Here is a 23,190-nt window from a genome sequence, read left to right as displayed (position 1 = left end):
GATTGCGGAGGATATCTCCTCTTATCAGCTACCCGCTAATGCGTTCGCATCGCCATATTAGGTTTCGTGCATGAATAGGAGTAGGGTCTTCAATGGCGCGCACTAGGCATGGGGCAGCAGCCAACTCCAAAGAGCGGGAGCTGACCGTTGTGACGCGCAGATCACCCTGACGCTCGCGAGGGGAGTAAGCAATGCGCATCCATTCAAGCCGTGTGTTTTTGGCATCTATTGCCGTCGCTTGGGTATCTGCCGCTGTGGCAGCCGACAAAACCGATGAGCAACTGATTGAGAATGCGATTTCGGCAGCACCTGAGGCAGTCGGCAAAAACGCCGCTGTCGTGAACTGGGAGATGAAGACGCTCAGAAAGGGCACGAACGGCTTCACTTGCATCCCTGACGACCCTGGCACTCCCACAGACGATCCCATGTGCACAGATGAGAACGGGATGGCGTGGATGCACGCGATCATGTCCAAGAGCGCGCCGCCCGAAGGCAAGGTCGCTTTCGCCTACATGCTGAAGGGGGGCGATGCGGCGAGCAATGCCGATCCCTATGCCCCTAGGCCGCCCGCAGACGGCAAATGGGTACACGATGGCCCACACGTAATGGTCATGAACGCCCCGACCATAATGGCGTTGTATCCCCACGAGCCGGATCAGACACAGCCATATGTCATGTTCCCCGACACGCCCTATGCGCACCTGATGATTCCAGTGAAATAGTCCAGGTCGGAACCTGCCACCTCTATGGTGGCAGGTCACCTCAAGGACGGAAGTCCGGTTGGTCAAGCTCTCGGCCATAACGTCCATGGCGGGGTGTCCTGTGCTGACCGAAGGCCACGGTGGCAAGGACATTTCGCGACTGCCAAGATGGAAATAGAAAACCCCACCGGCAGGGAACCGGAGGGGTTAGTCCTGGGAGGACGCGCGGCACGCGCTGCGTTTGTCGACCGCGCCTTGCCCACATATCGCCCGGTTGCGACGCCGGTGTGACACTGTGACAAGCGCCACGATCCCATCGCCCGGCCATGCGTGCGGCTCGGACGCCGGCATCAAGCCTTTGGAAAGGAGAAATGTGGTTCTGTCCGGAAGCTGGGACGTGAGTGGTGCTGGCCAAGGGCGGGCGACAGAGGCGGGCGAATGGATTTATTTGGCATAAAGGGGCTGTTGATCTGCGCGTTGATCTTCATTCCGTTCGAACATCTTTTCGCCGAGCGGCCCCAGAAGGCCCTACGCAAGGGCCTGGGTGTCGACCTGATCTATGTGCTGTTCAATGGCCTCATCATAAAAGCGGTCATCGTTGTGATCGCGGCCAACACACTCGAAGCCGCCGCAATCCTCGTTCCGCAATCAATTTCGCAGGCCGTCGGCGGCCAGCCCGTCTGGCTGCAGGTTCCCGAAATCATCCTGATCACCGACATCGGCGTCTACTGGGCACACCGGGCCTTCCACGAAATCCCCGCGCTTTGGAAATTCCACGCGGTGCACCACGGCATCGAGGAACTGGACTGGCTCGGCGCTTTCCACTCCCACCCGTTCGACGCCATCCTGACCAAGGCATTGTCGCTGACGCCGATCTTTTTTCTCGGCTTCTCCGAAGCCTCGATCGCCGTCTTTTCGGTCATCTACTTCTGGCACACGCTGCTTGTTCATTCGAACCTGCGGATTCCGTTCGGCCCCTTGAAGTGGCTGATCGCCAGCCCGCAGTTCCATCGCTGGCACCACGCCAACCAGCGCGAGGCATACGACAAGAACTTCGCCGGGCAATTGCCTGTCCTCGACATGGTCTTCGGCACTTACAATGCCACCGGCGACAAGGTGCCGGAAAAATACGGCGTCGATGATCCGATCCCCGCCAGCTATTTCGGGCAAGTCAGCTATCCGCTCATGCCGGACGAGAAACGATCGAACCGTCCGGTGCCGAGCACCAAAGCCTGACGGCCGGCACCGGCGGCGCAGGATTTTTGCCGCTCGGATTGGTGGTGTCGCCAAGTGGCAGCAGACGTTCCGTCGCGGCTTGGTTTTGGCTGATGCCGGCAATAATTGCAGGTCCTGCGCGTTCGCCTCGAGGCTTTCCCGGCATGGACCATCACGACGACGACCTAGCGAAATTCGAAGCGCATGGCGCGACACCCCTGCCGGCCGCAAGGGACGAAGGCCATGTGGAGCATGAAGGCGCAAGAATCTGGTACGCCAGCTTTGGCGCCGGCCTTCCCGTGATCTTGCTGCATGGCGGCCTCGGCCACAGCGGCAATTGGGGATTTCAGGTCCCCGCGCTGGCCAAGGCCGGCTATAGGGTCGTGGTGATCGACAGCCGCGGCCACGGGCGCAGCAGCCGCGACGAACGGCCGTACAAATACGAGCTGATGGCTTCCGATGTCCTGGCCGTGATGGACACGCTGCACCTGAAGCAGGCGGCTATGGTGGGTTGGAGCGACGGAGCCTGCGTTGCCTTGATCCTTGGCATGAAAGCCGCCGACCGCGTCACCGGCGTGTTCTTCTTCGGCTGCAACATGGACCCGAGCGGCACCAGGGAATTCGAGCCCAGTCCCGTCATCGATCGCTGTTTTGCCCGGCACGCCAGGGACTATGCCGCATTGTCGGCGACGCCGGATCAGTTCGACGCATTCGTCAAAGCCGTCGGCCTGATGATGAAAACCGAACCCAACTACACCGCCGCCGACCTGGCAGGCACGCGCGTGCCCGTGGCAATCGTTCAAAGCGAGCATGACGAGTTCATCAGACACGAGCACGCGAGTTATCTCGCAAGCAGCATCCCGGCATCGGAATTGGTCATCCTGCCCGGCGTCAGCCATTTCGCGCCGCTGCAGCGGCCCGGGCGGTTCAACACCGTGCTGCTGGCCTTCCTCGAAAAATTCCATTCTTGAGAGCTTTGGGTGCCCCGCGCCGAAGCTGGAAGGCTTTTTTGCGTCGAATCGGCTAAGCCTCAAGGCATGAACGAGACCTCACTCTACGCGCCGGTGAAGCGGTTCCTCGAAAGTCTAGACTTCGTCGTGAAGGGCGAAATCGGCGGCTGCGACATCGTCGCGCTGCGCGACGGCGAGCCGCCGGTGGTCGTCATCTGCGAATTGAAGTTGCAGTTCAATCTGGAACTCGTGCTGCAAGGCGTCGACCGTGCGGCGGCTTGCGACGAAGTCTGGCTGGCGGCGCGCACGTCGGCGCGGGGCAAGGGGCGTGAAAGCGATGCCCGGTTCCGCAATCTCTGCCGCCGCCTTGGTTTCGGCGTGCTTGGCGTGACAGCCAATGACAAGGTCGAGGTGCTTGTCAGTCCCGCCGCGCCGGAGCCGCGCAGGAACGCACGGCGGCGATCCCGTCTTGTCGACGAGCATCAGCGCCGCCGCGGCGATCCCGTCGCCGGTGGAGGGTCGCGCAATCCGATCATGACCGCCTACCGCCAGAGCGCTCTCACCTGCGCCGCCGCGCTTATCGACGGCCCCAAACGGCCGCGCGATCTCAAGGCCTTGACGCCGATCGCGCCGAAGATCCTGCAGCACAATGTCTATGGCTGGTTTGCGCGCGTCGACCGCGGCCTCTACGATCTCACCGATGCCGGCCGCGCCTCGCTGATCCGTTGGCCGCAGACCCCGCTCGATGATGTCCGACACGAGATTTTGATTGCGTCGACCCCCTGAATGCCAGGGCTTGCTGAGCATGAAGCGGCCCTCTTGGTTGATTTTTCAGACAAAACATGCTGCTTGTCCCGCCCATGAAGACACTATGCATGATGGCCATTGCGTCGCTGACGCTGGCTTTCCCGGCCAGCGCAATGGACAATGCTTTGCGTGCCGGGCTGATGAAACTTGATCCGCAGACACGCCTCGAACAGCGCTGCGATGCCGAAGTCCTGGACAGGATCACGCACGATGACCGCAAGTTCAAGGCCGACCGGGTCGTCGCCTACGCCTTCGCGACGCCCGAGATGAGCGCTGATGCGATCAGGAGTCCGGGTGCGGCGTTCCGCAGCAAGGGACAGTGGTATCGGCTGAAATTCAAGTGCCAGACCGGGCCGGACCATATGGACGTCCTGCAGCTGCGCTACCGGATCGGCGACGAAATTCCGGAAGCCGACTGGGCGAAGTACAATCTCTACGATTAGTTTTTCGCGGACTTGGTTTGGCTTCGGCCCACGAGCCGGCCGCGGCTGAGAATCCCCTGTTATACCCCTGCCACGAAAGTGGTTTTCCAGTGTTGTCTGTCGCTGCGTCTTGACGCCAGCGGACCATGCCTTTAGGCCCGTCTGGACATTCGACAACGAACACTCGGCGAAGGGCTTCCAGGTCGATGGAAATATTTACCGCCGCGGGCTTATCGGCTCTTCTCCAGGTCATCGCCATCGACCTTGCGCTCGCGGGCGACAATGCCATCGTCATCGGCCTCGCCGCGGCCGGCCTGCCGGCCGCCCAGCGCAAGCGTGCCATCCTCGTCGGCATCGCGGCGGCCACCGTGCTGCGCATTTTCTTCGCCCTGATCACGCAATGGCTGCTGACCATCGGCCCAATGCTGCTGATCGCCGGCGGCCTGCTTTTGCTGTGGGTGTGCTGGAAGATGTGGCGCGAATTGCGCGTCAGCCACGATGACGAGCGCAACGCGACCGAAGCGCTGTCGAATGGCGATTTCGACAAGGACGGGGTCATTGGCGGCAAGGGATCCGGCAAGACCTTCTCCCAGGCAGCCTGGCAGATCGTCATCGCCGACGTGTCGATGTCGCTCGACAATGTCCTGGCCGTGGCGGGCGCGGCCATGAACCATCCGACGGTGCTGATCATCGGATTGGCCCTGTCGATCGCCTTGATGGGCTTTGCCGCGTCGTTCGTCGCGCGCCTGCTGCACAAATACCGCTGGATTGCCTATATCGGCCTGGCAATCATCCTCTATGTCGCGGTCAAGATGCTGCTTGACGGAGCCGTGCAGCAATTCCCCGAGCACTTCGCTTTCCTGGCGCCCTGGTTCGGATCCGGAGGCCACTGAGCTCCCTGATGGCGCGGACCAGCCCGCCGGCCGGTTTGCTTGATTGCGCAACCCGTGCTATTGCGCCGCGCGTATTGGCTCCTGCCATGCGCCACAGACCGACATTTACAGCGATTTGAGGCCGGACCAGCGTTTCGGCCCGTGCCCCCATTGGAAACTTGCCTATGTCCGCCCCTCGCGTCAGTTTCGTCAGCCTTGGATGCCCGAAGGCGCTCGTGGATTCCGAGCGCATCATCACGCGCCTGCGCGCCGAAGGCTATGAGATCGCCCGCAAGCATGACGGCGCCGATCTCGTCGTCGTCAACACCTGCGGTTTCCTGGACTCCGCCCGCGACGAGTCGCTCAATGCCATCGGTTCGGCGCTTTCGGAGAACGGCAGGGTCATCGTCACCGGCTGCCTCGGCGCCGAGCCGGACGTCATCCGCGAGAAGCACCCCAACGTGCTGGCGATCACCGGGCCGCAGGCCTATGAGAGCGTCATGGCAGCCGTGCATGAGGCGGCGCCTCCCTCGCACGATCCCTATGTCGACCTGCTGCCGCCGCAGGGTGTCAAGCTGACACCGCGCCACTATGCTTATCTCAAGATCTCGGAAGGCTGCAACAACCGCTGCACCTTCTGCATCATCCCCGCACTGCGTGGCGACCTCGTTTCGCGCCCGGCGGCAGATGTGCTGCGCGAGGCCGAAAAACTGGCCAAGGCCGGCGTCAAGGAACTGCTCGTCATCTCGCAGGACACGAGCGCCTACGGCATCGACATCAAGTACCAGACGTCGATGTTCGGCGACCGTGAAGTGCGTGCGAAATTCCTCGATCTGTCGGAGGAACTGGGCAAGCTCGGCATCTGGGTGCGCATGCACTATGTCTACCCCTACCCGCATGTCGCCGATGTCATCCCGCTGATGGCCGAAGGAAAAATCCTCCCCTATCTCGACATCCCGTTCCAGCATGCTTCGCCACAGGTGCTGAAGAACATGCGCCGGCCGGCGCATGGCGAAAAGACACTGGAGCGCATTCGCGGCTGGCGCGACGTGTGCCCTGACCTTGCCATCCGCTCGACCTTCATCGTCGGCTTCCCTGGCGAGACGGACGAGGATTTCGAGATGCTGCTCGACTGGCTGGACGAGGCCAAGATCGATCGCGCCGGCTGCTTCAAATACGAACCGGTCAAGGGCGCCCGTTCCAACGATCTCGGCCTCGAGCAGGTGCCGCAGGACATCAAGGAAGCACGCTGGCACCGCTTCATGCAGCGCCAGCAGAAGATTTCGGCGACGCAGCTCGCAAAGAAAGTCGGTAAGCGCCTGCCGGTGCTGATCGACGAGGCGCACGGCACCTCGGCAAAGGGCCGCACCAAATATGATGCGCCGGAGATCGACGGCTCGGTCCACATCCAGTCGCGCCGTCCGCTGCGCCAAGGCGACATCGTCACCGTCAGGATCGACCGTGCCGACGCCTATGACCTCTACGGTTCGGCTGTCTGAGCCTTCAGTCGGTTTCTCCAGACAAATGAAAAGGGCGCCTCGCGGCGCCCTTTCCTATTCGGGTGCGCAGTTTACTGCGGCAGCTTGTCGTCGACGCCCTTCACGTAGAAGTTCATGCCGAGCAGCGTGCCGTCGTCGGCCACTTCACCGTCCTTCAGCCACGCCGACCCGTCCTGCTTGGCGATCGGTCCGGTGAAGGGGTTCCAGCCGCCGGCGATCTTCTTCTCGGTCGCCTCGGCCATCGCCTTCACGTCGTCGGGCATGTTGGTGTAGGGCGCGAGCTTGACCGCGCCGTCCTTGATGCCGAGCCAGACATTGTCCGGCTTCCAGGTGCCGTCGATGGCTGCCTGCACGCGGCTGATGTAGTAGGGCCCCCATTCGTCGGTCAACGAGGTCAGCTGCGCATTCGGCGCGAACTTGATCATGTCGGACGACTGGCCGAAGCCGTGCAACTTGCGCTCCTCGGCCACCTGCAGCGCGGCGGTCGAATCGGTGTGCTGGACGATGATGTCGGCGCCCTGGTCGAACAGCGCCTTGGCGGCGTCGGCTTCCTTGCCCGGATCGAACCACGAATTTACCCAGACGATCTTGGCCTTGAAGTTCGGGTTGATCGACTGCGCGCCGAGCATGAAGGAGTTGATGCCCATCACCACTTCGGGAATCGGGAAAGAGACGATGTAGCCGGCGACGCCGGATTTCGATTCCTTGGCGGCGATCTGGCCGAGCACGTAACGGCCTTCATAGAAGCGGGCATTGTAGATGCCGAGATTGTCACCGGTCTTGTAGCCGGTGGCGTGCTCGAACATCACTTTCGGAAACTTCTTGGCGACCTTCACTTCGGCATCCATGAAGCCGAACGAGGTGCCGAAGATGAGCTTGCAGCCTTCGCGCGCCAGGCGCTCGAAAGCACGGTCGGCGTCGGGACCTTCGGAGACATTCTCCAGATAGGCGGTCTCGACCTTGTCACCGAGCGCCTTCTCGACTTCGAGCCGGCCCTGGTCGTGCTGGTAGGAATAGCCGAAATCGCCGATCGGGCCGGTATAGACCCAGCAGGCCTTCAACTTGTCGGCAGCCTCCGCGGACGCGGCCAGCGACAATGCCGCTGTCGTCGTCATCAGGGCAATAAGCAGTTTTTTCATCGTGTTACCTCTCTGTGTTAAGCCTTGGAGCTTCCCGTCTTTTTGTTTTTGTCAACGATCCGGAACGAATGGCTGCCCCAGGGATGCCGGCGTGTTCATCATCGTCAGACGCTTGTTGCGCGAGATTAGAACGAGAACCACGACGGTTGCCAGATAGGGCAGAGAAGAAAGCATCTGCGAGGGCACCGGAATGCCAAAAGCCTGTGCATGAAGCTGGCCTATCCACACCGCGCCGAAGATGTAGGCGCCAGCCAGCACCCGCCACGGCCGCCACGACGCGAACACCACGAGCGCCAGCGCGATCCAGCCGCGGCCCGCGGTCATGTTCTCGACCCATTGCGGCGTGTAGACCAGCGACAGATGGCCGCCGGCCAGACCGGCGCAGGCGCCGCCGAAGATCACCGCCAGATAGCGGTAGCGGATGACCTTGATGCCGAGCGCATGCGCCGAGGTGTGACTGTCGCCGATCGAGCGCAGCGTGAGGCCGGTGCGCGTCTTGAACAGGAACCACATGACGGCGGCGGTCAGCGCGATCGAGATGTAGAACACCGGATCCTGGCCGAACAGCAGCTTGCCGACGACCGGGATGGAGCTCAGGCCGGGAATGTCGAGATTGGGCAGCCTGACACCGGGCTGGCCGACGAAGCTGGTGCCGATCATGCCGGAGAGGCCCAGGCCGAGCAGCGTCAGCGACAGGCCGGTCGCCACCTGGTTGGTGGCCAGCGACAGCGTCATGACGGCAAACAGCAGTGAGAACACCGCCCCCATGGCGATCGCCGCCAAAAGGCCGATCCAGGGCGAGCCGGTCAGATAGCCGGCCCCGAAGCCGCCGACCGCGCCCATGATCATCATGCCTTCGACACCGAGATTGAGCACGCCGGAGCGCTCGACCACCAGTTCGCCGATCGCCGCGATCAACAGCGGCGTGGCGGCGGTTGCGATGGTCAGGAGGATGTTGACGGTGATGTCCATCAGCGGGCTTCCTTCAACTTCGGCGCGGCTTCGAGCTTTGCCGCGCCTTCTTGTTTCGTCAGCGCCAGGCCGATCAGGCGGATGCGGTAGTGGATGAGCGTGTCGCAGCCGAGCACGAAGAACAAAAGCATGCCCTGGAACACCCGCGCCACCTTGTCGGAAATGCCGAGCGCGCTTTGCACCGCCTCACCGCCGAGATAGGTCAACGCCAGTACGAGGCCGGCGGCGATGATGCCGAGCGGATTGAGGCGGCCGAGGAACGCCACGATGATGGCGGTGAAGCCGTAACCGGGCGAGATCACCGGCTGCAATTGCCCGATGGCGCCGGAGACTTCCGAAATGCCGGCAAGGCCGGCCAGCGCACCCGACAGCAGGAAGGCGAAGAACACCATGCGGTTGAGGCCGAAGCCGGCGAAGCGCCCTGCCCGCGGGCTGGAGCCCAGCACGCGCACCTCGAAGCCCTTGAGCATGCTGCCCATCAGGATCGAGATTAGCACCGCGGCAACCAGCGCAAAGACAAAGCCCCAATTGGCGCGTCCGGCATCCGGCATCAACTCAGGCAGCACGGCGGAGTCGCCGAACTGGATCGTCTGTGGGAAACCATGGCCCTGCGGATCGCGCCAGGGGCCGCGCACCAGCCAGTCGAGGAAGAGCTGGGCCACATAGACCAGCATGAGGCTGGTCAGGATCTCGTTGGTGTTGAAACGGGTCTTCAGAAACGCGGGGATTGCCGCGTAGGCCGCACCGCCGACCATGCCGAGCAAAAGCATCAGCGGCAGCACCAGCGGCCCTTCGAATTGCGGAAACAGCACCGGAATGGCCGAGCCGAAGATGGCGCCGAAGACGAACTGGCCCTCGGCGCCGATGTTCCAGATGTTGGCCTTGTAGCAGACCGACAGGCCGACCGCGATCAGGATCAGCGGTGCCGCCTTGATCGCCAGCTCATGCAGCTGCCAGACCTGGCTGACCGGTTCGACGAAATAGATCCGGAACGCGGTCAACGGGTTGACCCCGAGCAGCGCGAACATGATGGCCCCGGCGATGATCGTCAGCGCGAAGGCGATGAACGGTGACAGGGCCGAAAACAGCGCGGAGCGCTGCGGGCGTTTGACGAGTTCGAGGCGCATCATGCCGTCTCCAGCGTGTGTTCGGCGTGGCCGGGTTCGGCGCCGCCCATCAGCAGGCCGACCTTCTCGAAGGTCGCTTCGGCGATCGGCATCGGCTTGGACAGTTCGCCATTGTGCATGACCGCGATCGCGTCCGATATTTCGAACAGCTCGTCGAGATCCTGGCTGATCACCAGCACCGCCGATCCGCTGCGCGACAGCTCGATCAGCGCCTGCCGGATATGGGCGGCGGCGCCGGCGTCGACGCCCCAGGTCGGCTGGTTCACCACCATGACGCTTGGCCGCCGGTCGAGTTCGCGGCCGACGATGAATTTCTGCAGGTTTCCGCCGGACAGTGCCGCCGCTTCCGGATCCGGCGCGCTCTTGCGCACGTCCATCGCCTCGATGATACGTTGGGAGGCAGCGTAGATGGCGCCGCTCTTGACCATCCCGCCGGCGCCGACAAAAGCCTTGCCGTCGGTGGCATGGCGCGACAGAAGCAGGTTTTCCGAGAGTTTCATGCGCGGTGCGGCACCATGGCCGAGGCGCTCTTCCGGCACGAAGGCGGCGCCCAGCAGGCGCCGTCCGGTGATGGTGAGGCCGCCGGCATCCTTGCCGCGGATGCGCACCGAGGCGGCATCCTGTTGCAACACTTCGCCGGAGACGGATTCGAAGAATTCGCCCTGGCCGTTGCCGGCGACACCGGCAATGCCGATCACCTCGCCGGCGCGGACATTGAGGCTGATGTTCTTGAGCGGAATGGAGAACGGCGTCGCCGGCTTGCGGGTGAGACCTCGGATTTCGAGCAGCGGCTGTGCGGTTTCGATCCCCGCCACCGGCGCCCGCACCACGGCCTGCACCTCGTTGCCGACCATCATGCGGGCGAGCGAGGAGGCGGTCTCCTCGCGCGGGTTGCAGTGACCGACCACCTTGCCATGCCGCAACACGGTGGCACGGTCGCAGATGCGTTTGACCTCTTCCAGCCGGTGCGAAATGTAGAGGATCGATTTGCCTTCCGAGCGCAGCCGCTCCAGCGTCTCGAACAGCTTGTCGGCTTCCTGCGGCGTCAGCACCGAGGTCGGCTCGTCAAGGATGATGAGTTGCGGTGTCTGCAGCAGGCAGCGGATGATCTCGATGCGCTGGCGTTCGCCGACCGACAGATCGCCGACAAGCGAGTCCGGATCGAGCGGCAGGCCATAGCTGTAGGAAAGCGCCCTCGCCTTCGCGGCGATGCTGCTGATCGGCGAGCCGTCATCGAGCGACAGCGCGATGTTCTCGGCCGCGGTCAGCGCCTCGAATAGCGAAAAATGCTGGAACACCATGCCGATGCCGAGTTTCTTGGCAGAACCCGGGCTGGTGATCCGCACAGCCTGGCCGTTCCAGAAAATCTCGCCGGAATTGGGCTCCAGCGAGCCGAACAGCATCTTGACCAGCGTCGACTTGCCGGCGCCGTTCTCGCCGAGCAGCGCGTGGATTTCACCCTTGGCGATGTTGAGGTCGATATGGTCGCACGCCGTCAACGTGCCGAATATCTTGGTCAGGCCGCGAACCTCGAGCAGGTTCGCCCCATCATGATTTGCACTCACAGTGCCTCCCATCTGGTTCACCAGATATGTTCTGTGTTCCCGCAAGCATGGTAGGCGCCGCCGGCTCTCAACGGAAAGCGGCACGCGTCTTGAAAGAGCTTCAAGAATTTCAGCGGAAATTCAAGGGATAGCAAGCCTGGCGGGACTAAGGGATGAGAATGGTCGTCCCCGTGGTCCTGCGACCCTCGAGGTCGGCATGCGCCTTGCCCGCATCCTTCAGCGCATAGCGCTGGTTGATCTGGATCTTGACGGCGCCGCTGAGCACCACCTCGAACAGCGCGGCCGCGGAGGCATCGAGGTCCTCGCGTTTTGCGTTGTAGACGAACAGCGTCGGCCTGGTGACGAACAGCGAGCCTTTCTGCGCCAGCAACGACATCGAGAAGGGCGGGATCGGTCCCGATGACTGACCGAAACTGACGAACATGCCGAGCGGCTTCAGGCAGTCGAGCGAGGCCGGGAACGTGTCATTGCCCACCGAATCGTAGACGACGTCGCATTTCTTGCCGCCGGTGATGGCCGCGACGCCGGCGACGAAGTCCTGCTCCCTGTAATTGATGACATGGTCGAAACCATGCGCCTTGGCGAGCTCGATCTTGTCGGTCGAGCTTGCCGTGCCGATGACGGTTGCGCCCAGATGCTTCGCCCACTGGCCCAGAATGAGCCCGACGCCGCCGGCCGCCGCATGGAACAGGATCGTGTCGCCCGCCTTCACCTTGAAGGTCCGGCGCAGCAAATATTCTGATGTCATGCCTTTCAGCATCATCGCGGCCGCCTGCTCGTCGCTGATGCCCTCTGGAATCTTCACCATGAGGCTGGCGGCGATGACGCGTTGCTCGGCATAGGCACCGACACCAGTCGAATAGGCGATCCGATCACCCGGCTTCAGCCAGTCGACGCCCTCACCGACCTCCAGCACGACGCCGGCGGCTTCGCTGCCGGGAATGAGCGGAAAACCGCCGGGCGGCGGATAGAGACCGGAGCGATGATAGACATCGATGAAGTTGAGGCCGATGGCCGTATGCCGGACCAGGATCTGTCCGGAACCAGGCCGGCCGGGTTCGGTGTCCTCATAGGTCAGAACTTCCGGGCCGCCATGGGCGTGGATGCGGATGGCTTTGGACATGGATTGAGATTCCTCTGGGAGCGGCTGGTCAGGCCTTTTTGGCGCCGAGATTTGGAAAGAACTGCATGATGCCACCGATGCAGGCCAGGTAGAGCCCGGTAATGGTGATGCCGATCTTGATGAAAGTGCTGACCTGTTCGCCCAGGACGCCGATCTGGTCGTAGAAGGCGGCGAGCGCCGCCTGTGCGAGTGCAAGCGCACCGAAGGCACACCACAAAAGGGTCATTGTGAGATTGATGGGCCGCAGCCGCACGACCCGCACCGGATGAATGAAATTGATCGGGACGAACGTCAGAATGCCGGCCACCACCACCACCGCGAACGACAYCCATTGTCCCGGTTCGATGACGAACAGCGTGAACACCACCATGTTCCAGACAACAGGGAATCCCTTGAAGAAATTCTCCTTCGTCTTCATGCCGGTGTCGGCATAATAGATCGCGCTGGAGACGACGATGATCGCCGCCGACAGGAACGACAGGCCCTCGCCCATGAAGCCGCGCTGGTAGAGCGCGAAGGCCGGGATCAGCACATAGGTCACGTAGTCGATGATGTTGTCGAGCAGTTCGCCCGACCAGGTCGGCAGGATTTCCTTGACCTCGAGCTTCCTGGCGATGGGTCCGTCGATGCCGTCGACGAACAGCGCCAGGCCGAGCCACCAGAACATCGCCGTCCAGCGTTCCTCACTCGCCGCCACCAGCGACAGGAAGGCAAGGAACGAGCCTGACGCCGTCAGCAGATGGACCGAGAACGCCCTCGCCTGCGGCCAGGTGACCTTCTTCTTCGGTCGCGGAATCCGGTCCGTGATCTTCTTGGCGGCTTTCCGTGCCGCCATGTTCCTGGCCGATGTGTTCTTGCTCACGGGCCCCGCCAATCCAGCTTGCAGATTTCGGCCGAGCGGCCGGCAAAATTCCAGTTGCGGCCAAAGGCTCGCATCTTGCTCTTGTCGGACCTCGCCACGATGATCTCCGGCGCAATCCAGTATTCCGAATTGGTGATCACCGTATCCTTCTCGCGATCCTTGCCCGCGATTGGGGTGACGGCGCCATCGATGATCTTCGGTATCTGGAAGATACGCGTCTTGTCCCGTGTCTCATAGGTGATCGGCACCTGTTCGACACCCAGGAATTTTCCGACCAGGATCGATAGCAGCGACGTGGTTCCGCCGGCCTTGCCGGTGAAGATCTTCGTCAAGGCCTTGACCGCGTAGATCGAGGCGCGTTTGTCGATGAAGAGGCCGGCGGTCCAGTTGCCGCGGCTCATGTAGCCGGGGATTTCCATGATCAGCCCAAGATTGAGGCCGGACAGATCGACCTCGCCGAAATGGCCGGCATCGATACGGAAGCCCGCCCAGGTCTGGCAATAGCCCTCGGTCGGAGGGTGACTGCCAAGCGACAGCACGCAGGGGCAAAAAACCGTGCAATTGCAGGAGAGTACGAGCTCTCCTTTCATCGCCCAGCCCTGATCTGTCATTGAAGTTCCCCCACTCACAGCGAGATTACTAGCAGCGCGGCTGCCCAGACAAGCAGTATCGCACCGGCCAGCCGGGTTGGAAGACGTCCCGTGGTCTGTTTTTCGATCAGGGTGAACAGGCCGATCAGCGCCATCCAGAAGATGTTCATCACACCGACGGCGAACATAACCAGCATCAGCGCCCAGCAGCAGCCGAGGCACCAGATGCCTTGCGCGGCGCCAAGGCGGAAGACGCGGATCGGTCTGGTGCTCCAGTTCGAAAACAGGATCGAGAACGGATTGCGGCATTTCGTCAGGCAAGCTTCCTTGAGGCCGCTGAACTGATAAAGGCCAGCGACCAGCAGTGCGAGCGCGCCGGCAATGCCAAGCAGCGGATCGTAGATTTCACCCGACGCGGCGAATGCGTGCACGAAGAGCGTTAGTGCCGAAAACAGCATCGAGGCGGCGAGCCAAACGCCGAGATAGCCGGCAACGAGCATCAGCGGATGGACGACCGGCTCGCCCTTGATCCGGGCCGTATCGGCGATCTCGCAATAGGTGCGGATCATCGGTGCCGCGGATGGCAGCATTGCGGCGATCGCCATCAGGAACCACATCAGGATCAGCGCCAGGGCACGCGGGACGACGCTGGCATCCAGCGTCGCCGGCGACAGGCAGAGCACGAAGAACCGTTCCAGGAAATCGGGCAGCGGCAACTGCGGCAGATCGCGCAGAAAAGTGTCGCCGGGCATGCTGCCCCCGGCCTCGGCGCCACGAATCGCCATCGTGGCCAACAACAGCCAGGCGAGCAGAATGCTTACGCCGACGACGATATTGACCGTCAAACGTGGGTTGCGCGTGATGTCAGCCGTGGCGCGGCCGGCGCGGTCGAGATGGCTGAAATCGTCCTGGTGGCCGGTCATGATACCCGAATGGGCCGAATCGCCGCGTTGATCAAGCCGCATGAACTGACCTATATGCTTATCGACTGGCCGGCCTGGTGGCCCGCCCCGCATCGCAAGCCGGAACCCGACCTTGGAGCATCAGGAAACAGCGCCGATACTGATTGCCGGCACCGGGCCGGCAGGGCTGATCGCGGCGCTGGCTTTCGCCGATGCCGGCTTCCCGGTGACGCTGGTCGGACCTGAGGCATCGGCCCCAGATGGCCGCACCACGGCGCTGATGAACCCTGCCCTGAAAGTGCTTGAGCGGCTCGAGGTTCTCGAAGTCATCAGGCCCAAGGCCGCTCCCTTGAAAGTCATGCGCATCGTCGACGCGACGAGCCGGCTGATCCGCAGCCCCGTCGTCACCTTCCGCGCCAGCGAGATCGACGAGGACCAGTTCGGGCTGAACCTGCCCAACAGCGTCCTTGGACCCGCGCTTGCCGCCAAGGTGGCCGCCCATTCCGGGATCGAATGGCGCAGGTCGATGGTGAGGACCTGGCATCTCGATGCCGATCGGGCTCATGCCGTCCTCGCCGACGGCAGCGAGGTCGGCGCGTCACTGGCGGTCGCCGCCGATGGACGCCAGTCGCCCGCGCGCGAGGCTGCGGGCATTTCGACCGGTTCACACGCCTATCCCCAGGCCGCGCTTGTGCTCAATTTCGGCCATAGCCGTGAACATGCCTTCACCTCGACCGAGTTCCACACGGAAACCGGTCCGTTCACGCAGGTTCCGTTGCCCGGCAATCGCTCAAGCCTCGTCTGGGTGGTGAAGCCCGAGACTGCCAAGGAACTTGCGGCACTGGATGACGCAACGCTCTCGCTGCGGGTCGAGCAGCAGATGCAGTCGATGCTGGGTCGGGTGACGGTGGAGCCGGGCCGCCAGATCTATCCGCTTTCGACCGTAACGCCCCTGCGTTTCGCGCGAGACCGGGTGGCGCTGGTCGGCGAAGCCGCGCATGTGTTCCCGCCGATCGGCGCGCAAGGCCTCAACCTTGGCATCAGGGATATCGACGATCTGGTTGGAATTGCAAAAGAAAACAGCGAAGATCCAGGCGCGGCCAAGGCCCTTGCCGCCTACGATTTCAAGCGCCGGCCCGATATTCTGGCGCGCAGCAGCGCGGTGAACCTCCTCAACATGTCGCTGCTCTCCGATATGCTGCCGGCGCAGATGGCACGCGGCGCCGGTCTCGGCGTGCTTGGCGGCTTTGCGCCGCTGCGCGCCTTCTTCATGCGCGAAGGGCTTCGTCCCGGCAGTGGTTTTGCGGCACTCGCGGGCGGCCTGCGAAAACCCATGCGGCAGCAGTAGCGATTTTGCGGATTTTATCGCGGCATCGCGACGTCAATCAAAACCTTTGCGCGGCATTCTGCGTAGCTTCAAGGCGCTCAGACGCTTCGGGATTGAATTGACTCGGAGTCTGCGCCAAATAAAATCAAGGAATTCAGTGGTGAGTACGATGAAAACAGCCAAATTTGCGATCGGACAGGTGGTTCGCCACCGGCTGTTTCCGTTTCGAGGCATCATTTTCGACGTCGACCCGCAGTTTGCCAACACCGACGAATGGTATGAAGCCATTCCCGCCGATGTGCGGCCGCGCAAGGATCAGCCGTTCTACCATCTGCTCGCCGAGAATTCGGAAACCGAATACATCGCGTATGTGTCGGAGCAGAATCTGCTCGAGGATCGGTCGGGCGAACCGGTCCGCCACCCGCAGATCAAGGAGATGTTCGACAAGAGGCCGGATGGGCGCTACGAGCCGAAACGCCAGTCAAGGCACTGACCTCGCGGCATTCCGGCCGGCCGCCCGGCAAATCCAGGCCAGCCGGAAAATCCAGGCCATTTTCAGACACGAAAAAAGCGGGGCATGACCCCGCTTTTTCTTTGACTCGAGAATGCCGAGCCGGTGATCAGTTGGCGGTCTTGGCCTTGTCCTGCTCGTCCTTGAGCTTCTTGGCGAAGTCCTGGTTGTTCTTGGCGACGAAATCCTGCAGCTTCTTCTGCCGGTCCTCGATGTCCGACTGCTGCAGCGGCGGGCCGTCATAGGCGCCGCTGAAGCCCTGGAGCGCGATCTTGATCGGGTTGGCCTGGTTCTGGAAATTGATCGAGGTCAGCGTGATCCCCTGACCCTTCTTGAACGAGGCGACCAGTTGGTCGGTCAGCGGCACTTCGGCCACGCAACGATCCGGGAAGCAGATGACATAGTCGAGCTTCTGCGCCTTGCCGGTGTCGATCTGCAGGCCGATGCCGGGAGGCACCAGGCGGCCGGTCGGGACCGTCACCTGAAACACCTTGCGGTTCACCTTGCCTTTGAGTTCGATCAGGCTGACACCGGTGACAAGCTGGCCGTTGCCGGCAGTGACGATGTTCTGGACGTTGCAGATATCGACGTCTTCCTGCTTGGTGCAGGCCTTGAACCAACCCTGTGGAATCTGTTGCTGCTGCTGTGCGGAAGCAGAGGGAAGTCCCGCGCCCAGAAAGCCGACCACGCCCGCGGCCATGACCGAAAGGCGGTACGCATTGCTGTTCAGGCTCGTCATCTCGTGCACTTCCTCTCAAATGATCCCGGAACCGGCTTCTCTACGCCGTGTGGTCCAGCTACCTGTTGCCGAAATGAGGCAACAGAATGACTTCGGACGGCGTGTTACACTGCAAGCGGTGCCGAATCCAGCCCGTTCACTTGTAATTCTTGATGACACGATTGGCCGGCAACGAGCTGCCTCATGCTAGGGTGCGCACCGAATCATCAAGCCGACCTGTTAAGGAGACGGTCATGGGCCGCGTTCTTGTTTGGCTGATCACCGCGATATCGCTTTTCACCCTTTCGCTGCGACCAGCCATGTCGGAACCGAAGCATGCCATCGCCATGCAGGGCGAGCCGGCGCTGCCGCCCGACTACGCCCATTTCGACTACGTCAATCCCGACGCGCCGAAGGGTGGCAACATCACCTATTGTGTCGTCGGCAGCTTCGACAACCTCAACCCCTTCATCCTGAAAAGCCTGCGCACGACGGCGCGCGGCATGATGGATCTGACCTACGGCAACCTCGTTTTCGAGCCGCTGATGCAGCGCAATTACGACGAAGCCTTCAGTCTCTATGGCCTGCTCGCCGACAGCGCGGACATGGATGCCGAGCGCAAGTCGATCGAATTCCACCTCAACCCCAAGGCAAAGTGGTCGGATGGCGAGCCGGTGACGCCGGAGGATGTGCTGTTCACCTACGATGTCTTCACCGACAAGGGCCGCCCGCCCTACAACGCACGCATGAGCCTGATCGCCAAGCTTGAAAAGACCGGTGATCACAGCGTGCGCTTCACCTTCAATGACAAGGCCAATCGTGAAACGCCTCTGATCATCGCGTTGACGCCTATCCTGCCGAAACATGCCTTCGACAAGGAGACTTTCGACAAGACAACGCTGAAGCCGCTGATTGGCAGCGGACCTTACACCATTGCCCAGGTGGCGCCGGGCCAGCGCATCGTGTTCAAACGCAACCCCGATTATTGGGGCAAGGATGTCCCGGCCAAGCGCGGCTTCGACAATTACGACCAGATCACCATCGAATATTTCCTCAACGCCAACGCCAAGCTCGAGGCTTTCAAGAAAGGCCTCTGCGCCATCGACGACGACGGCGATCCGGTCAAACGGGAGCGCGACCTGGACTTCCCGGCCTTCCACAGGGGCGAGGTGGTTTCCGAGACCTTCGACACCGGCATTCCACCCGTGGTGAGCGGTTTCCTGTTCAACACGAGGCTGCCGAAGTTCTCCAATCCGGTAGTTCGGCGCGCGCTCGGCATGCTTTACGACTTCGAATGGGCGAACAAGAACCTGTTCGGCGGCAAATACACCCGAACGATGAGCTATTGGCAGAACTCCGAGCTTTCCGCGCTCGGCCATCCTGCCGACGACAGGGAGAAGGCGTTGCTCGCCCCCTACCCCGGCCGTGTGCCGCCTGACGTCATGGACGGCACCTGGAAACCGCCCGTGACCGACGGTTCGGGCCAGGATCGCAAGGTGTTGAAGGCAGCCTTCGATCTCCTGAAAAGCATCGGTTACCACGTGCAGGACGGTACGATGCTCGATCCCGACGGCAAACCTTTCGCATTCGAGATCCTGACCGCTTCGCAAGACGAGGAGCGGCTGGCCGGCATCTATCAGCGCACGCTGGAGAAGATCGGCATCAACGTCAGCATCCGCAGCCTCGACGGCGACCAGATCCAGTCACGCAAGCAGCGCTTCGATTTCGAGGCCCTGATCGGATCCAGCGGCTTCAACAATTCACTGTCGCCAGGCTTCGAACAGCTCGGGCGCTGGGGCTCCGAGGCGGCTAGGGCTGAAGGCTCTTTCAATCTCGCCGGCGTTGCCGATCCGGCGGTCGATGCGGCGATCGAAGCGATGCTGCGCGCCCGCTCGAAGGAGGACTACGTCGCCGCCGTTCGCGTTCTCGACCGGCTGCTGATCTCGGGCAACTACATGGTGCCCATGCAGTACAACACGCAGCAGTGGCTTGCTTACTGGAATTATCTGGAACATCCGAAGAAGACGCCCATATTCGGCTATCAGCTGCCGACATGGTGGCGCAAACCGAACTGAAAATCCGGAGATCGAGATGAGCGAAGCGAACGCGATAACCGTCGACGTGGTGTCGGATGTCGTCTGCCCCTGGTGCTTTATTGGCCAGAAGCGGCTGGACAAGGCGGTTGCCGCGGCCGGGGACGTCGATGTGCATATACGCTGGCGGCCGTTCCAGCTCGATCCGACCATTCCGTCGCAAGGCAAGGATCGCCGGGAGTATATGCGGGCCAAGTTCGGCAGCGACGAGCGCATTCGCGAAATCCATGCCCGTATCGAGCCGCTTGGCGAGGCAGAGGGCATTTCCTTTGCCTTCGATGCCATCAAGGTGGCGCCGAACACGCTCGATGCCCACCGCCTGATCCGTTGGGCGGGTGCTGCCGGGGAAGCCGTGCAGAACAGGCTGGTCCGCCGCCTGTTCCAGTTGAATTTCGAGGAAGGGGTCAACATCGGCGACCATGCCGTGTTGGTCGAAGCCGCCCGCGAGGCCGGCATGGATGCGTCCGTGGTCGCCACGCTCTTGCCGACCGACGCCGATGTCGAAGCGGTGCGCACCGAGATCGCCACGGCGTCGCGCATGGGCATATCGGGCGTGCCGTGCTTCCTGCTTGAAGGCAAATATGCCGTGATGGGGGCTCAGGACGTCGACACGCTGGCGGATGCCATCCGCCAGGTGGCGGCGGCGAAGGCTCGGGGCGAATTGGACAAGGTCGGCTGAGGCCGGTGATCCATCGCCTGCGGGTAAGAACAGGCCTACTTCACCGTCACCTTGGCCTTGCTGATGAAAAATCCATGGCCGTTCATTGCCGCGCAGGCCAGACCCTTCGTTGACGATTGGCAGGAAAACGGCCCGGCGCTCCAGCTGTTGCCGTAGGCGAGCCTTGTGACATCGCTGCAGCAAGGCTGTTCGCCGGGGTTCTTGATCAGCGTCGCCGGCCCCTTGGGGCCAAGGATGATGGTGATGTAACTCGGCTCGACGCGCGAGCAGCTCAGTTCCGGGCCGCCATCCCTGGGCTCGTAGGTACTCGTGCCGCCTTTCGGCGTGTAGATGCAGCCAATGTTGCCCGACGGTGCGTTGAACTCGATCTGGCCCTCGGCGCCGGCCGGAATGCTCTGTTCGGCTGCATTCGCGAAGGATCCCCAGGCAAAGAGGGATAACCAGGCGATGAGGTTGAAAGCTGCGAATGCGGTTGCGCGCGTGAGCATGGGGAAGCCTCCCGTTGGACAACCATGGGTGTCGACAACGCCTCGAAAGGTTCAATCCCGAACCCGGGATTTGTCAACGCCGCTCCAGCCGATCGATCCCGGCGCCATGGTCAGGCATGTCGGGTTCAAGGCGGTTAAGTGATGATCGGCGAATACGCCTCACCGCAGAGACCGTTTAGGGTCATTTCTCGGCCTCCGGCAAGGCCGACAGCGGCAGGAATCAGGCATCAAAGGACGGCCCGTTTTCGGGAATTTGGTTAGCCGCAATGAGAAAATCGGCCTGCCGGGCAAGCCAAAACGAGTCACAAAATCGTGCGGAAACCTTCCCCAAGGGAAGGTTTTGGCCTGCTGCTTCGCTACCGGGTAACTATCTCAAATTATTACGTTAAATGACACTTCGGCTGGCTTCCGCGCTGCATTTTGACGGCCTGTTCTGTTGCCTTCCCGACACGTCCGGTACTTCAATCTCTCCGACCCCCTACAAAAATTAATGGAAAATGATCAATTGGTGTTACTATCCGTAACAAAACAAAAAAGGTTTGGGCGGGATCGTGATTCGGATCGGCAAACGATCGCAGGAGTCAGTACCGGATAGACTACACCGCGGAGCCGCGGGGCCGTCGCAATTAACGCCGGTATCCTCGATGCGCAGCTTCTGGGGCCTGATGAGGGCCTACTGGTTCTCGGATCGGTGGACGGAAGCCTGGACACTCACCGTCGTCATCGCCCTGCTGACGGCACTTTCCAGCAAGGCCGGCGTATGGTTTGCCGTGGCGCTGGGCGAGTTGGGCAATTCGATTGCCTTTTTCCACGATGCCGCCAACACCAGCCCGTTGCGGGCGATTCTGACCAATGCCGGCATATTGGTGCTGCTGGTCGTGCTTAAGGATGCCGGGTTCACCGGCGTGCGTGGTCTTGTCTCGGCAACCCTCCACCGCAAATGGCGCGGCTGGCTGAACAGCCAGTTCAACCAGGCCCTGCTCGACGGCAATCATACCCATTTCCATGCCCAGCATGGTTCGGTGGCTGGCGGTATCGTGGCTCCCGACAACATCGACCAGCGCATCCAGGAATCGATCAAGGACATGACGGGCGGGGCGATCGGTCTCGCCATGGGCGTTCTGGGTGTCGCGACGTCGCTCTATTTCATCGGCGAAAATCTGATCGGATCCTCGGTCGAGGTCAAAGGGCTGGAGTTCCTTGGCAGTTATGGCAGCGCGGCGCTGGCCTTCCTCGCCGTCGCCACTTACGTGCCGCTGAACACCTGGATCGCGGTCAAGCTTGGCCGCTTGCTCGAGCGGCTCAATATCCGCATGCAGCAGGCCGAGGGCAGCTACCGCAGCGAACTGACGACGTTCCTGCGCCGCAGCTTCCATGTCGCCGCCTCGCATGGCGAGGATGTGCAAAAGTCGATGCACGACAAGCTCTACGTCGATATCGACAAGACCTGGGGCAAGCTCAATGTCGTCAACAACAGCTACACGTCGTTCGAGCTGATCTACAACTTCCTCGGCGCCCGGATCGTCGCCTATGGTCCCGGTCTGGTGTCGTTCATCCACAATCGCCTGGACTACAAGGGCTACATAACCGGCTCCGAAATGGTCGCCCAGCTGATCAGCCAGTGCTCGTGGTTCATCCATGTCATGCCCGCCATCGCCACGTTGCGCGCCAACAGCCAGCGTGTCACGGAACTGGCGAACGCGATCGAGAACGTCCAGCATCCGCAGGCGTTCTACAGCCAGACCGGTCAGTCCGACTTCCACTATGCCAGCCAGAACCCGGTCTTCGGCCTGACCATCCAGAAGCTCGAACTGGCGCACCAGGGCGAGGACGCGACGCCGTTCCTCAGCGCCGCCAATCTGCGCTTCCGGCGCGGCGAGTGGACGTTCCTCAAGGGCGAATCCGGTTGCGGCAAGACTTCTCTGATCAAGGCGATCAACGGCCTCTGGCCTTACGGCCGCGGCACCATCGTCTTCCCCGACGGCGTGAAGAGTTTTTATGCCGCCCAGGAGGTCAAACTGCAGCAGGTATCGCTGAAACAGCTGGTCTGCCTGCCGGGCTCGGAGCAAGACCATAACGATGCACAGGTCGCGGCCGCGCTGCACAAGGCCGGCCTTGGCGACTTCATCGAGCATATGGCCAATGAAAACCGTGAGGGCAAAAGCTGGGATCAGGTCCTGTCGGGCGGTCAGAAGCAGAAGCTGGTGGTGGCCCGCATCATCCTGCAGCAGCCGGGGCTGCTGTTCCTCGACGAGGCGACCGGCGCCCTCGACCCGGAAGGCAAGATCGCTTTCCACCAGGCGATCAAGGACAACTGCCCCGATGTCACGGTGATCAGCGTCATGCACGAAGCGGTGGCGCCACGATCGGCTGCCGGCACCGAGTTCTACCACTCGATCGTGTTGATCGCCGAAGGCGTCGCGACCAAGAAGCCGCTGGTCCCGACACTGCCGGTCGAACTCACCACGATTCTGAGCCAGCCACGGCCCGTCGAGGACAAATGGCTGCGTTTCTCGCGCCGGCTGAAGCAGAAATAACGTTGATTTCACCGCGACTTGCCGGTCAGCACGGCAGTCGGCGATCACAGTATCGCGATCGGAGCCGTCGGGCGCCGTTTTCCTCACTCAC

22 protein-coding genes are annotated in these 23,190 nt (G+C 62.0%); 12 read left to right on the top strand and 10 right to left on the bottom strand.

Features of this window, described 5'->3' with window-relative positions; genetic code table 11:
* The first annotated feature begins 191 nt into the window (after positions 1 to 191).
* The 7 genes from AC1DPX_RS33395 to rimO all read left to right on the top strand — a co-directional run bounded on the left by AC1DPX_RS33395 (position 192) and on the right by rimO (position 6,466).
* On the top strand, positions 192 to 722 hold the full coding sequence (locus AC1DPX_RS33395) for a hypothetical protein (RefSeq protein WP_069092147.1): 531 nt from the start codon (positions 192 to 194) through the stop codon (positions 720 to 722).
* 417 nt (positions 723 to 1,139) lie between these two features.
* Positions 1,140 to 1,937 carry a sterol desaturase family protein gene (locus tag AC1DPX_RS33390; RefSeq protein ID WP_477242148.1) on the top strand — a complete coding sequence of 266 codons (798 nt, stop codon included), beginning with the start codon at positions 1,140 to 1,142 and terminating at the stop codon, positions 1,935 to 1,937.
* A gap of 143 nt (positions 1,938 to 2,080) precedes the next feature.
* A complete protein-coding gene (locus AC1DPX_RS33385; protein ID WP_202354437.1) occupies positions 2,081 to 2,887 on the top strand; it encodes an alpha/beta fold hydrolase in 807 nt (268 codons plus the stop codon).
* A 66-nt stretch (positions 2,888 to 2,953) separates the two neighbouring features.
* Entirely contained in the window at positions 2,954 to 3,652 is a 699-nt protein-coding gene (locus AC1DPX_RS33380) for a DUF2161 domain-containing phosphodiesterase (RefSeq protein ID WP_477242146.1), read from the top strand.
* A 56-nt stretch (positions 3,653 to 3,708) separates the two neighbouring features.
* On the top strand, positions 3,709 to 4,116 hold the full coding sequence (locus AC1DPX_RS33375) for a DUF930 domain-containing protein (RefSeq protein ID WP_010909428.1): 408 nt from the start codon (positions 3,709 to 3,711) through the stop codon (positions 4,114 to 4,116).
* Between the two features lie 185 nt (positions 4,117 to 4,301).
* Positions 4,302 to 4,988, top strand: coding sequence for a TerC family protein (locus AC1DPX_RS33370; RefSeq protein WP_202354435.1), 687 nt, complete (start codon positions 4,302 to 4,304; stop codon positions 4,986 to 4,988).
* Between the two features lie 164 nt (positions 4,989 to 5,152).
* Entirely contained in the window at positions 5,153 to 6,466 is a 1,314-nt protein-coding gene (gene rimO / locus AC1DPX_RS33365; protein ID WP_477242144.1) for a 30S ribosomal protein S12 methylthiotransferase RimO, read from the top strand.
* A 71-nt stretch (positions 6,467 to 6,537) separates the two neighbouring features.
* Here rimO and AC1DPX_RS33360 read toward each other — a convergent pair whose 3' ends face one another.
* The 8 genes from AC1DPX_RS33360 to AC1DPX_RS33325 all read right to left on the bottom strand — a co-directional run bounded on the left by AC1DPX_RS33360 (position 6,538) and on the right by AC1DPX_RS33325 (position 14,809).
* Positions 6,538 to 7,605: a BMP family ABC transporter substrate-binding protein gene (locus AC1DPX_RS33360; RefSeq protein WP_069092151.1), complete on the bottom strand. Its 1,068-nt coding sequence runs from the start codon at positions 7,603 to 7,605 to the stop codon at positions 6,538 to 6,540.
* A gap of 51 nt (positions 7,606 to 7,656) precedes the next feature.
* The gene (locus tag AC1DPX_RS33355; protein ID WP_202354433.1) at positions 7,657 to 8,577 is read right to left on the bottom strand and encodes an ABC transporter permease; all 921 of its coding nucleotides are present in this window, start codon (positions 8,575 to 8,577) and stop codon (positions 7,657 to 7,659) included.
* A complete protein-coding gene (locus tag AC1DPX_RS33350; protein ID WP_202354432.1) occupies positions 8,577 to 9,707 on the bottom strand; it encodes an ABC transporter permease in 1,131 nt (376 codons plus the stop codon). The genes AC1DPX_RS33355 and AC1DPX_RS33350 overlap by 1 nt, the downstream gene beginning before the upstream one ends.
* Entirely contained in the window at positions 9,704 to 11,281 is a 1,578-nt protein-coding gene (locus AC1DPX_RS33345; RefSeq protein ID WP_477242214.1) for an ABC transporter ATP-binding protein, read from the bottom strand. The genes AC1DPX_RS33350 and AC1DPX_RS33345 overlap by 4 nt, the downstream gene beginning before the upstream one ends.
* A 133-nt stretch (positions 11,282 to 11,414) precedes the next feature.
* Entirely contained in the window at positions 11,415 to 12,392 is a 978-nt protein-coding gene (locus tag AC1DPX_RS33340; RefSeq protein WP_477242142.1) for a quinone oxidoreductase family protein, read from the bottom strand.
* 28 nt (positions 12,393 to 12,420) lie between these two features.
* Complete coding sequence (gene pcsA, locus AC1DPX_RS33335) at positions 12,421 to 13,227, bottom strand: phosphatidylcholine synthase (protein WP_477242212.1); 807 nt, start codon at positions 13,225 to 13,227, stop codon at positions 12,421 to 12,423.
* Between the two features lie 23 nt (positions 13,228 to 13,250).
* On the bottom strand, positions 13,251 to 13,865 hold the full coding sequence (locus tag AC1DPX_RS33330) for a DUF1326 domain-containing protein (RefSeq protein WP_095788751.1): 615 nt from the start codon (positions 13,863 to 13,865) through the stop codon (positions 13,251 to 13,253).
* Between the two features lie 14 nt (positions 13,866 to 13,879).
* A complete protein-coding gene (locus AC1DPX_RS33325) occupies positions 13,880 to 14,809 on the bottom strand; it encodes a DUF2182 domain-containing protein (protein ID WP_202354430.1) in 930 nt (309 codons plus the stop codon).
* A gap of 70 nt (positions 14,810 to 14,879) precedes the next feature.
* Between AC1DPX_RS33325 and AC1DPX_RS33320 the strand changes: the two genes are divergently transcribed.
* Both AC1DPX_RS33320 and hspQ read left to right on the top strand, forming a co-directional pair.
* Positions 14,880 to 16,094, top strand: coding sequence for a UbiH/UbiF family hydroxylase (locus tag AC1DPX_RS33320; RefSeq protein ID WP_477242140.1), 1,215 nt, complete (start codon positions 14,880 to 14,882; stop codon positions 16,092 to 16,094).
* Between the two features lie 148 nt (positions 16,095 to 16,242).
* Positions 16,243 to 16,566 (top strand): heat shock protein HspQ, encoded by a 324-nt coding sequence (gene hspQ / locus AC1DPX_RS33315; protein ID WP_019858091.1) that lies wholly within the window; start codon positions 16,243 to 16,245, stop codon positions 16,564 to 16,566.
* A gap of 127 nt (positions 16,567 to 16,693) precedes the next feature.
* Here the strand turns inward: hspQ and AC1DPX_RS33310 are convergent, their stop codons facing one another.
* On the bottom strand, positions 16,694 to 17,323 hold the full coding sequence (locus AC1DPX_RS33310) for an invasion associated locus B family protein (protein ID WP_135864814.1): 630 nt from the start codon (positions 17,321 to 17,323) through the stop codon (positions 16,694 to 16,696).
* Between the two features lie 233 nt (positions 17,324 to 17,556).
* Here AC1DPX_RS33310 and AC1DPX_RS33305 point away from each other — a divergent pair, with 233 nt between their 5' ends.
* Complete coding sequence (locus tag AC1DPX_RS33305; RefSeq protein WP_477242138.1) at positions 17,557 to 19,377, top strand: extracellular solute-binding protein; 1,821 nt, start codon at positions 17,557 to 17,559, stop codon at positions 19,375 to 19,377.
* A gap of 16 nt (positions 19,378 to 19,393) precedes the next feature.
* A complete protein-coding gene (locus AC1DPX_RS33300) occupies positions 19,394 to 20,074 on the top strand; it encodes a DsbA family oxidoreductase (protein ID WP_477242136.1) in 681 nt (226 codons plus the stop codon).
* 35 nt (positions 20,075 to 20,109) lie between these two features.
* Here the strand turns inward: AC1DPX_RS33300 and AC1DPX_RS33295 are convergent, their stop codons facing one another.
* Positions 20,110 to 20,562 (bottom strand): hypothetical protein, encoded by a 453-nt coding sequence (locus AC1DPX_RS33295; RefSeq protein WP_202354426.1) that lies wholly within the window; start codon positions 20,560 to 20,562, stop codon positions 20,110 to 20,112.
* 644 nt (positions 20,563 to 21,206) lie between these two features.
* Here AC1DPX_RS33295 and AC1DPX_RS33290 point away from each other — a divergent pair.
* Positions 21,207 to 23,099, top strand: a complete 1,893-nt coding sequence (locus tag AC1DPX_RS33290; RefSeq protein WP_477242134.1) for an ABC transporter ATP-binding protein/permease — start codon at positions 21,207 to 21,209, stop codon at positions 23,097 to 23,099.
* Positions 23,100 to 23,190 lie beyond the last annotated feature (91 nt).

It is taken from the genome of Mesorhizobium sp. 01N446, from assembly GCF_056399285.1.
The sequence above is the reverse complement of the archived record's forward strand: the minus strand, read 5'-3'. Positions and strand labels throughout refer to the sequence as shown.

What these genes read in the sequence shown, in the direction of transcription:
- AC1DPX_RS33300 (WP_477242136.1), top strand. Translation starts at nt 19,394, where the DNA reads ATGAGCGAAGCGAACGCGATAACCGTCGACGTGGTGTCGGATGTCGTC.
- AC1DPX_RS33380 (WP_477242146.1), top strand. Translation starts at nt 2,954, where the DNA reads ATGAACGAGACCTCACTCTACGCGCCGGTGAAGCGGTTCCTCGAAAGT.
- AC1DPX_RS33290 (WP_477242134.1), top strand. Translation starts at nt 21,207, where the DNA reads ATGCGCAGCTTCTGGGGCCTGATGAGGGCCTACTGGTTCTCGGATCGG.
- AC1DPX_RS33330 (WP_095788751.1), bottom strand. Translation starts at nt 13,865, where the DNA reads ATGACAGATCAGGGCTGGGCGATGAAAGGAGAGCTCGTACTCTCCTGC.
- AC1DPX_RS33340 (WP_477242142.1), bottom strand. Translation starts at nt 12,392, where the DNA reads ATGTCCAAAGCCATCCGCATCCACGCCCATGGCGGCCCGGAAGTTCTG.
- AC1DPX_RS33305 (WP_477242138.1), top strand. Translation starts at nt 17,557, where the DNA reads ATGGGCCGCGTTCTTGTTTGGCTGATCACCGCGATATCGCTTTTCACC.
- AC1DPX_RS33385 (WP_202354437.1), top strand. Translation starts at nt 2,081, where the DNA reads ATGGACCATCACGACGACGACCTAGCGAAATTCGAAGCGCATGGCGCG.
- AC1DPX_RS33325 (WP_202354430.1), bottom strand. Translation starts at nt 14,809, where the DNA reads ATGCGGCTTGATCAACGCGGCGATTCGGCCCATTCGGGTATCATGACC.
- AC1DPX_RS33375 (WP_010909428.1), top strand. Translation starts at nt 3,709, where the DNA reads ATGCTGCTTGTCCCGCCCATGAAGACACTATGCATGATGGCCATTGCG.
- AC1DPX_RS33345 (WP_477242214.1), bottom strand. Translation starts at nt 11,281, where the DNA reads ATGGGAGGCACTGTGAGTGCAAATCATGATGGGGCGAACCTGCTCGAG.
- AC1DPX_RS33355 (WP_202354433.1), bottom strand. Translation starts at nt 8,577, where the DNA reads ATGGACATCACCGTCAACATCCTCCTGACCATCGCAACCGCCGCCACG.
- AC1DPX_RS33370 (WP_202354435.1), top strand. Translation starts at nt 4,302, where the DNA reads ATGGAAATATTTACCGCCGCGGGCTTATCGGCTCTTCTCCAGGTCATC.
- AC1DPX_RS33310 (WP_135864814.1), bottom strand. Translation starts at nt 17,323, where the DNA reads ATGACGAGCCTGAACAGCAATGCGTACCGCCTTTCGGTCATGGCCGCG.
- hspQ (WP_019858091.1), top strand. Translation starts at nt 16,243, where the DNA reads ATGAAAACAGCCAAATTTGCGATCGGACAGGTGGTTCGCCACCGGCTG.
- AC1DPX_RS33360 (WP_069092151.1), bottom strand. Translation starts at nt 7,605, where the DNA reads ATGAAAAAACTGCTTATTGCCCTGATGACGACGACAGCGGCATTGTCG.
- AC1DPX_RS33350 (WP_202354432.1), bottom strand. Translation starts at nt 9,707, where the DNA reads ATGATGCGCCTCGAACTCGTCAAACGCCCGCAGCGCTCCGCGCTGTTT.
- AC1DPX_RS33395 (WP_069092147.1), top strand. Translation starts at nt 192, where the DNA reads ATGCGCATCCATTCAAGCCGTGTGTTTTTGGCATCTATTGCCGTCGCT.
- AC1DPX_RS33295 (WP_202354426.1), bottom strand. Translation starts at nt 20,562, where the DNA reads ATGCTCACGCGCGCAACCGCATTCGCAGCTTTCAACCTCATCGCCTGG.
- AC1DPX_RS33390 (WP_477242148.1), top strand. Translation starts at nt 1,140, where the DNA reads ATGGATTTATTTGGCATAAAGGGGCTGTTGATCTGCGCGTTGATCTTC.
- rimO (WP_477242144.1), top strand. Translation starts at nt 5,153, where the DNA reads ATGTCCGCCCCTCGCGTCAGTTTCGTCAGCCTTGGATGCCCGAAGGCG.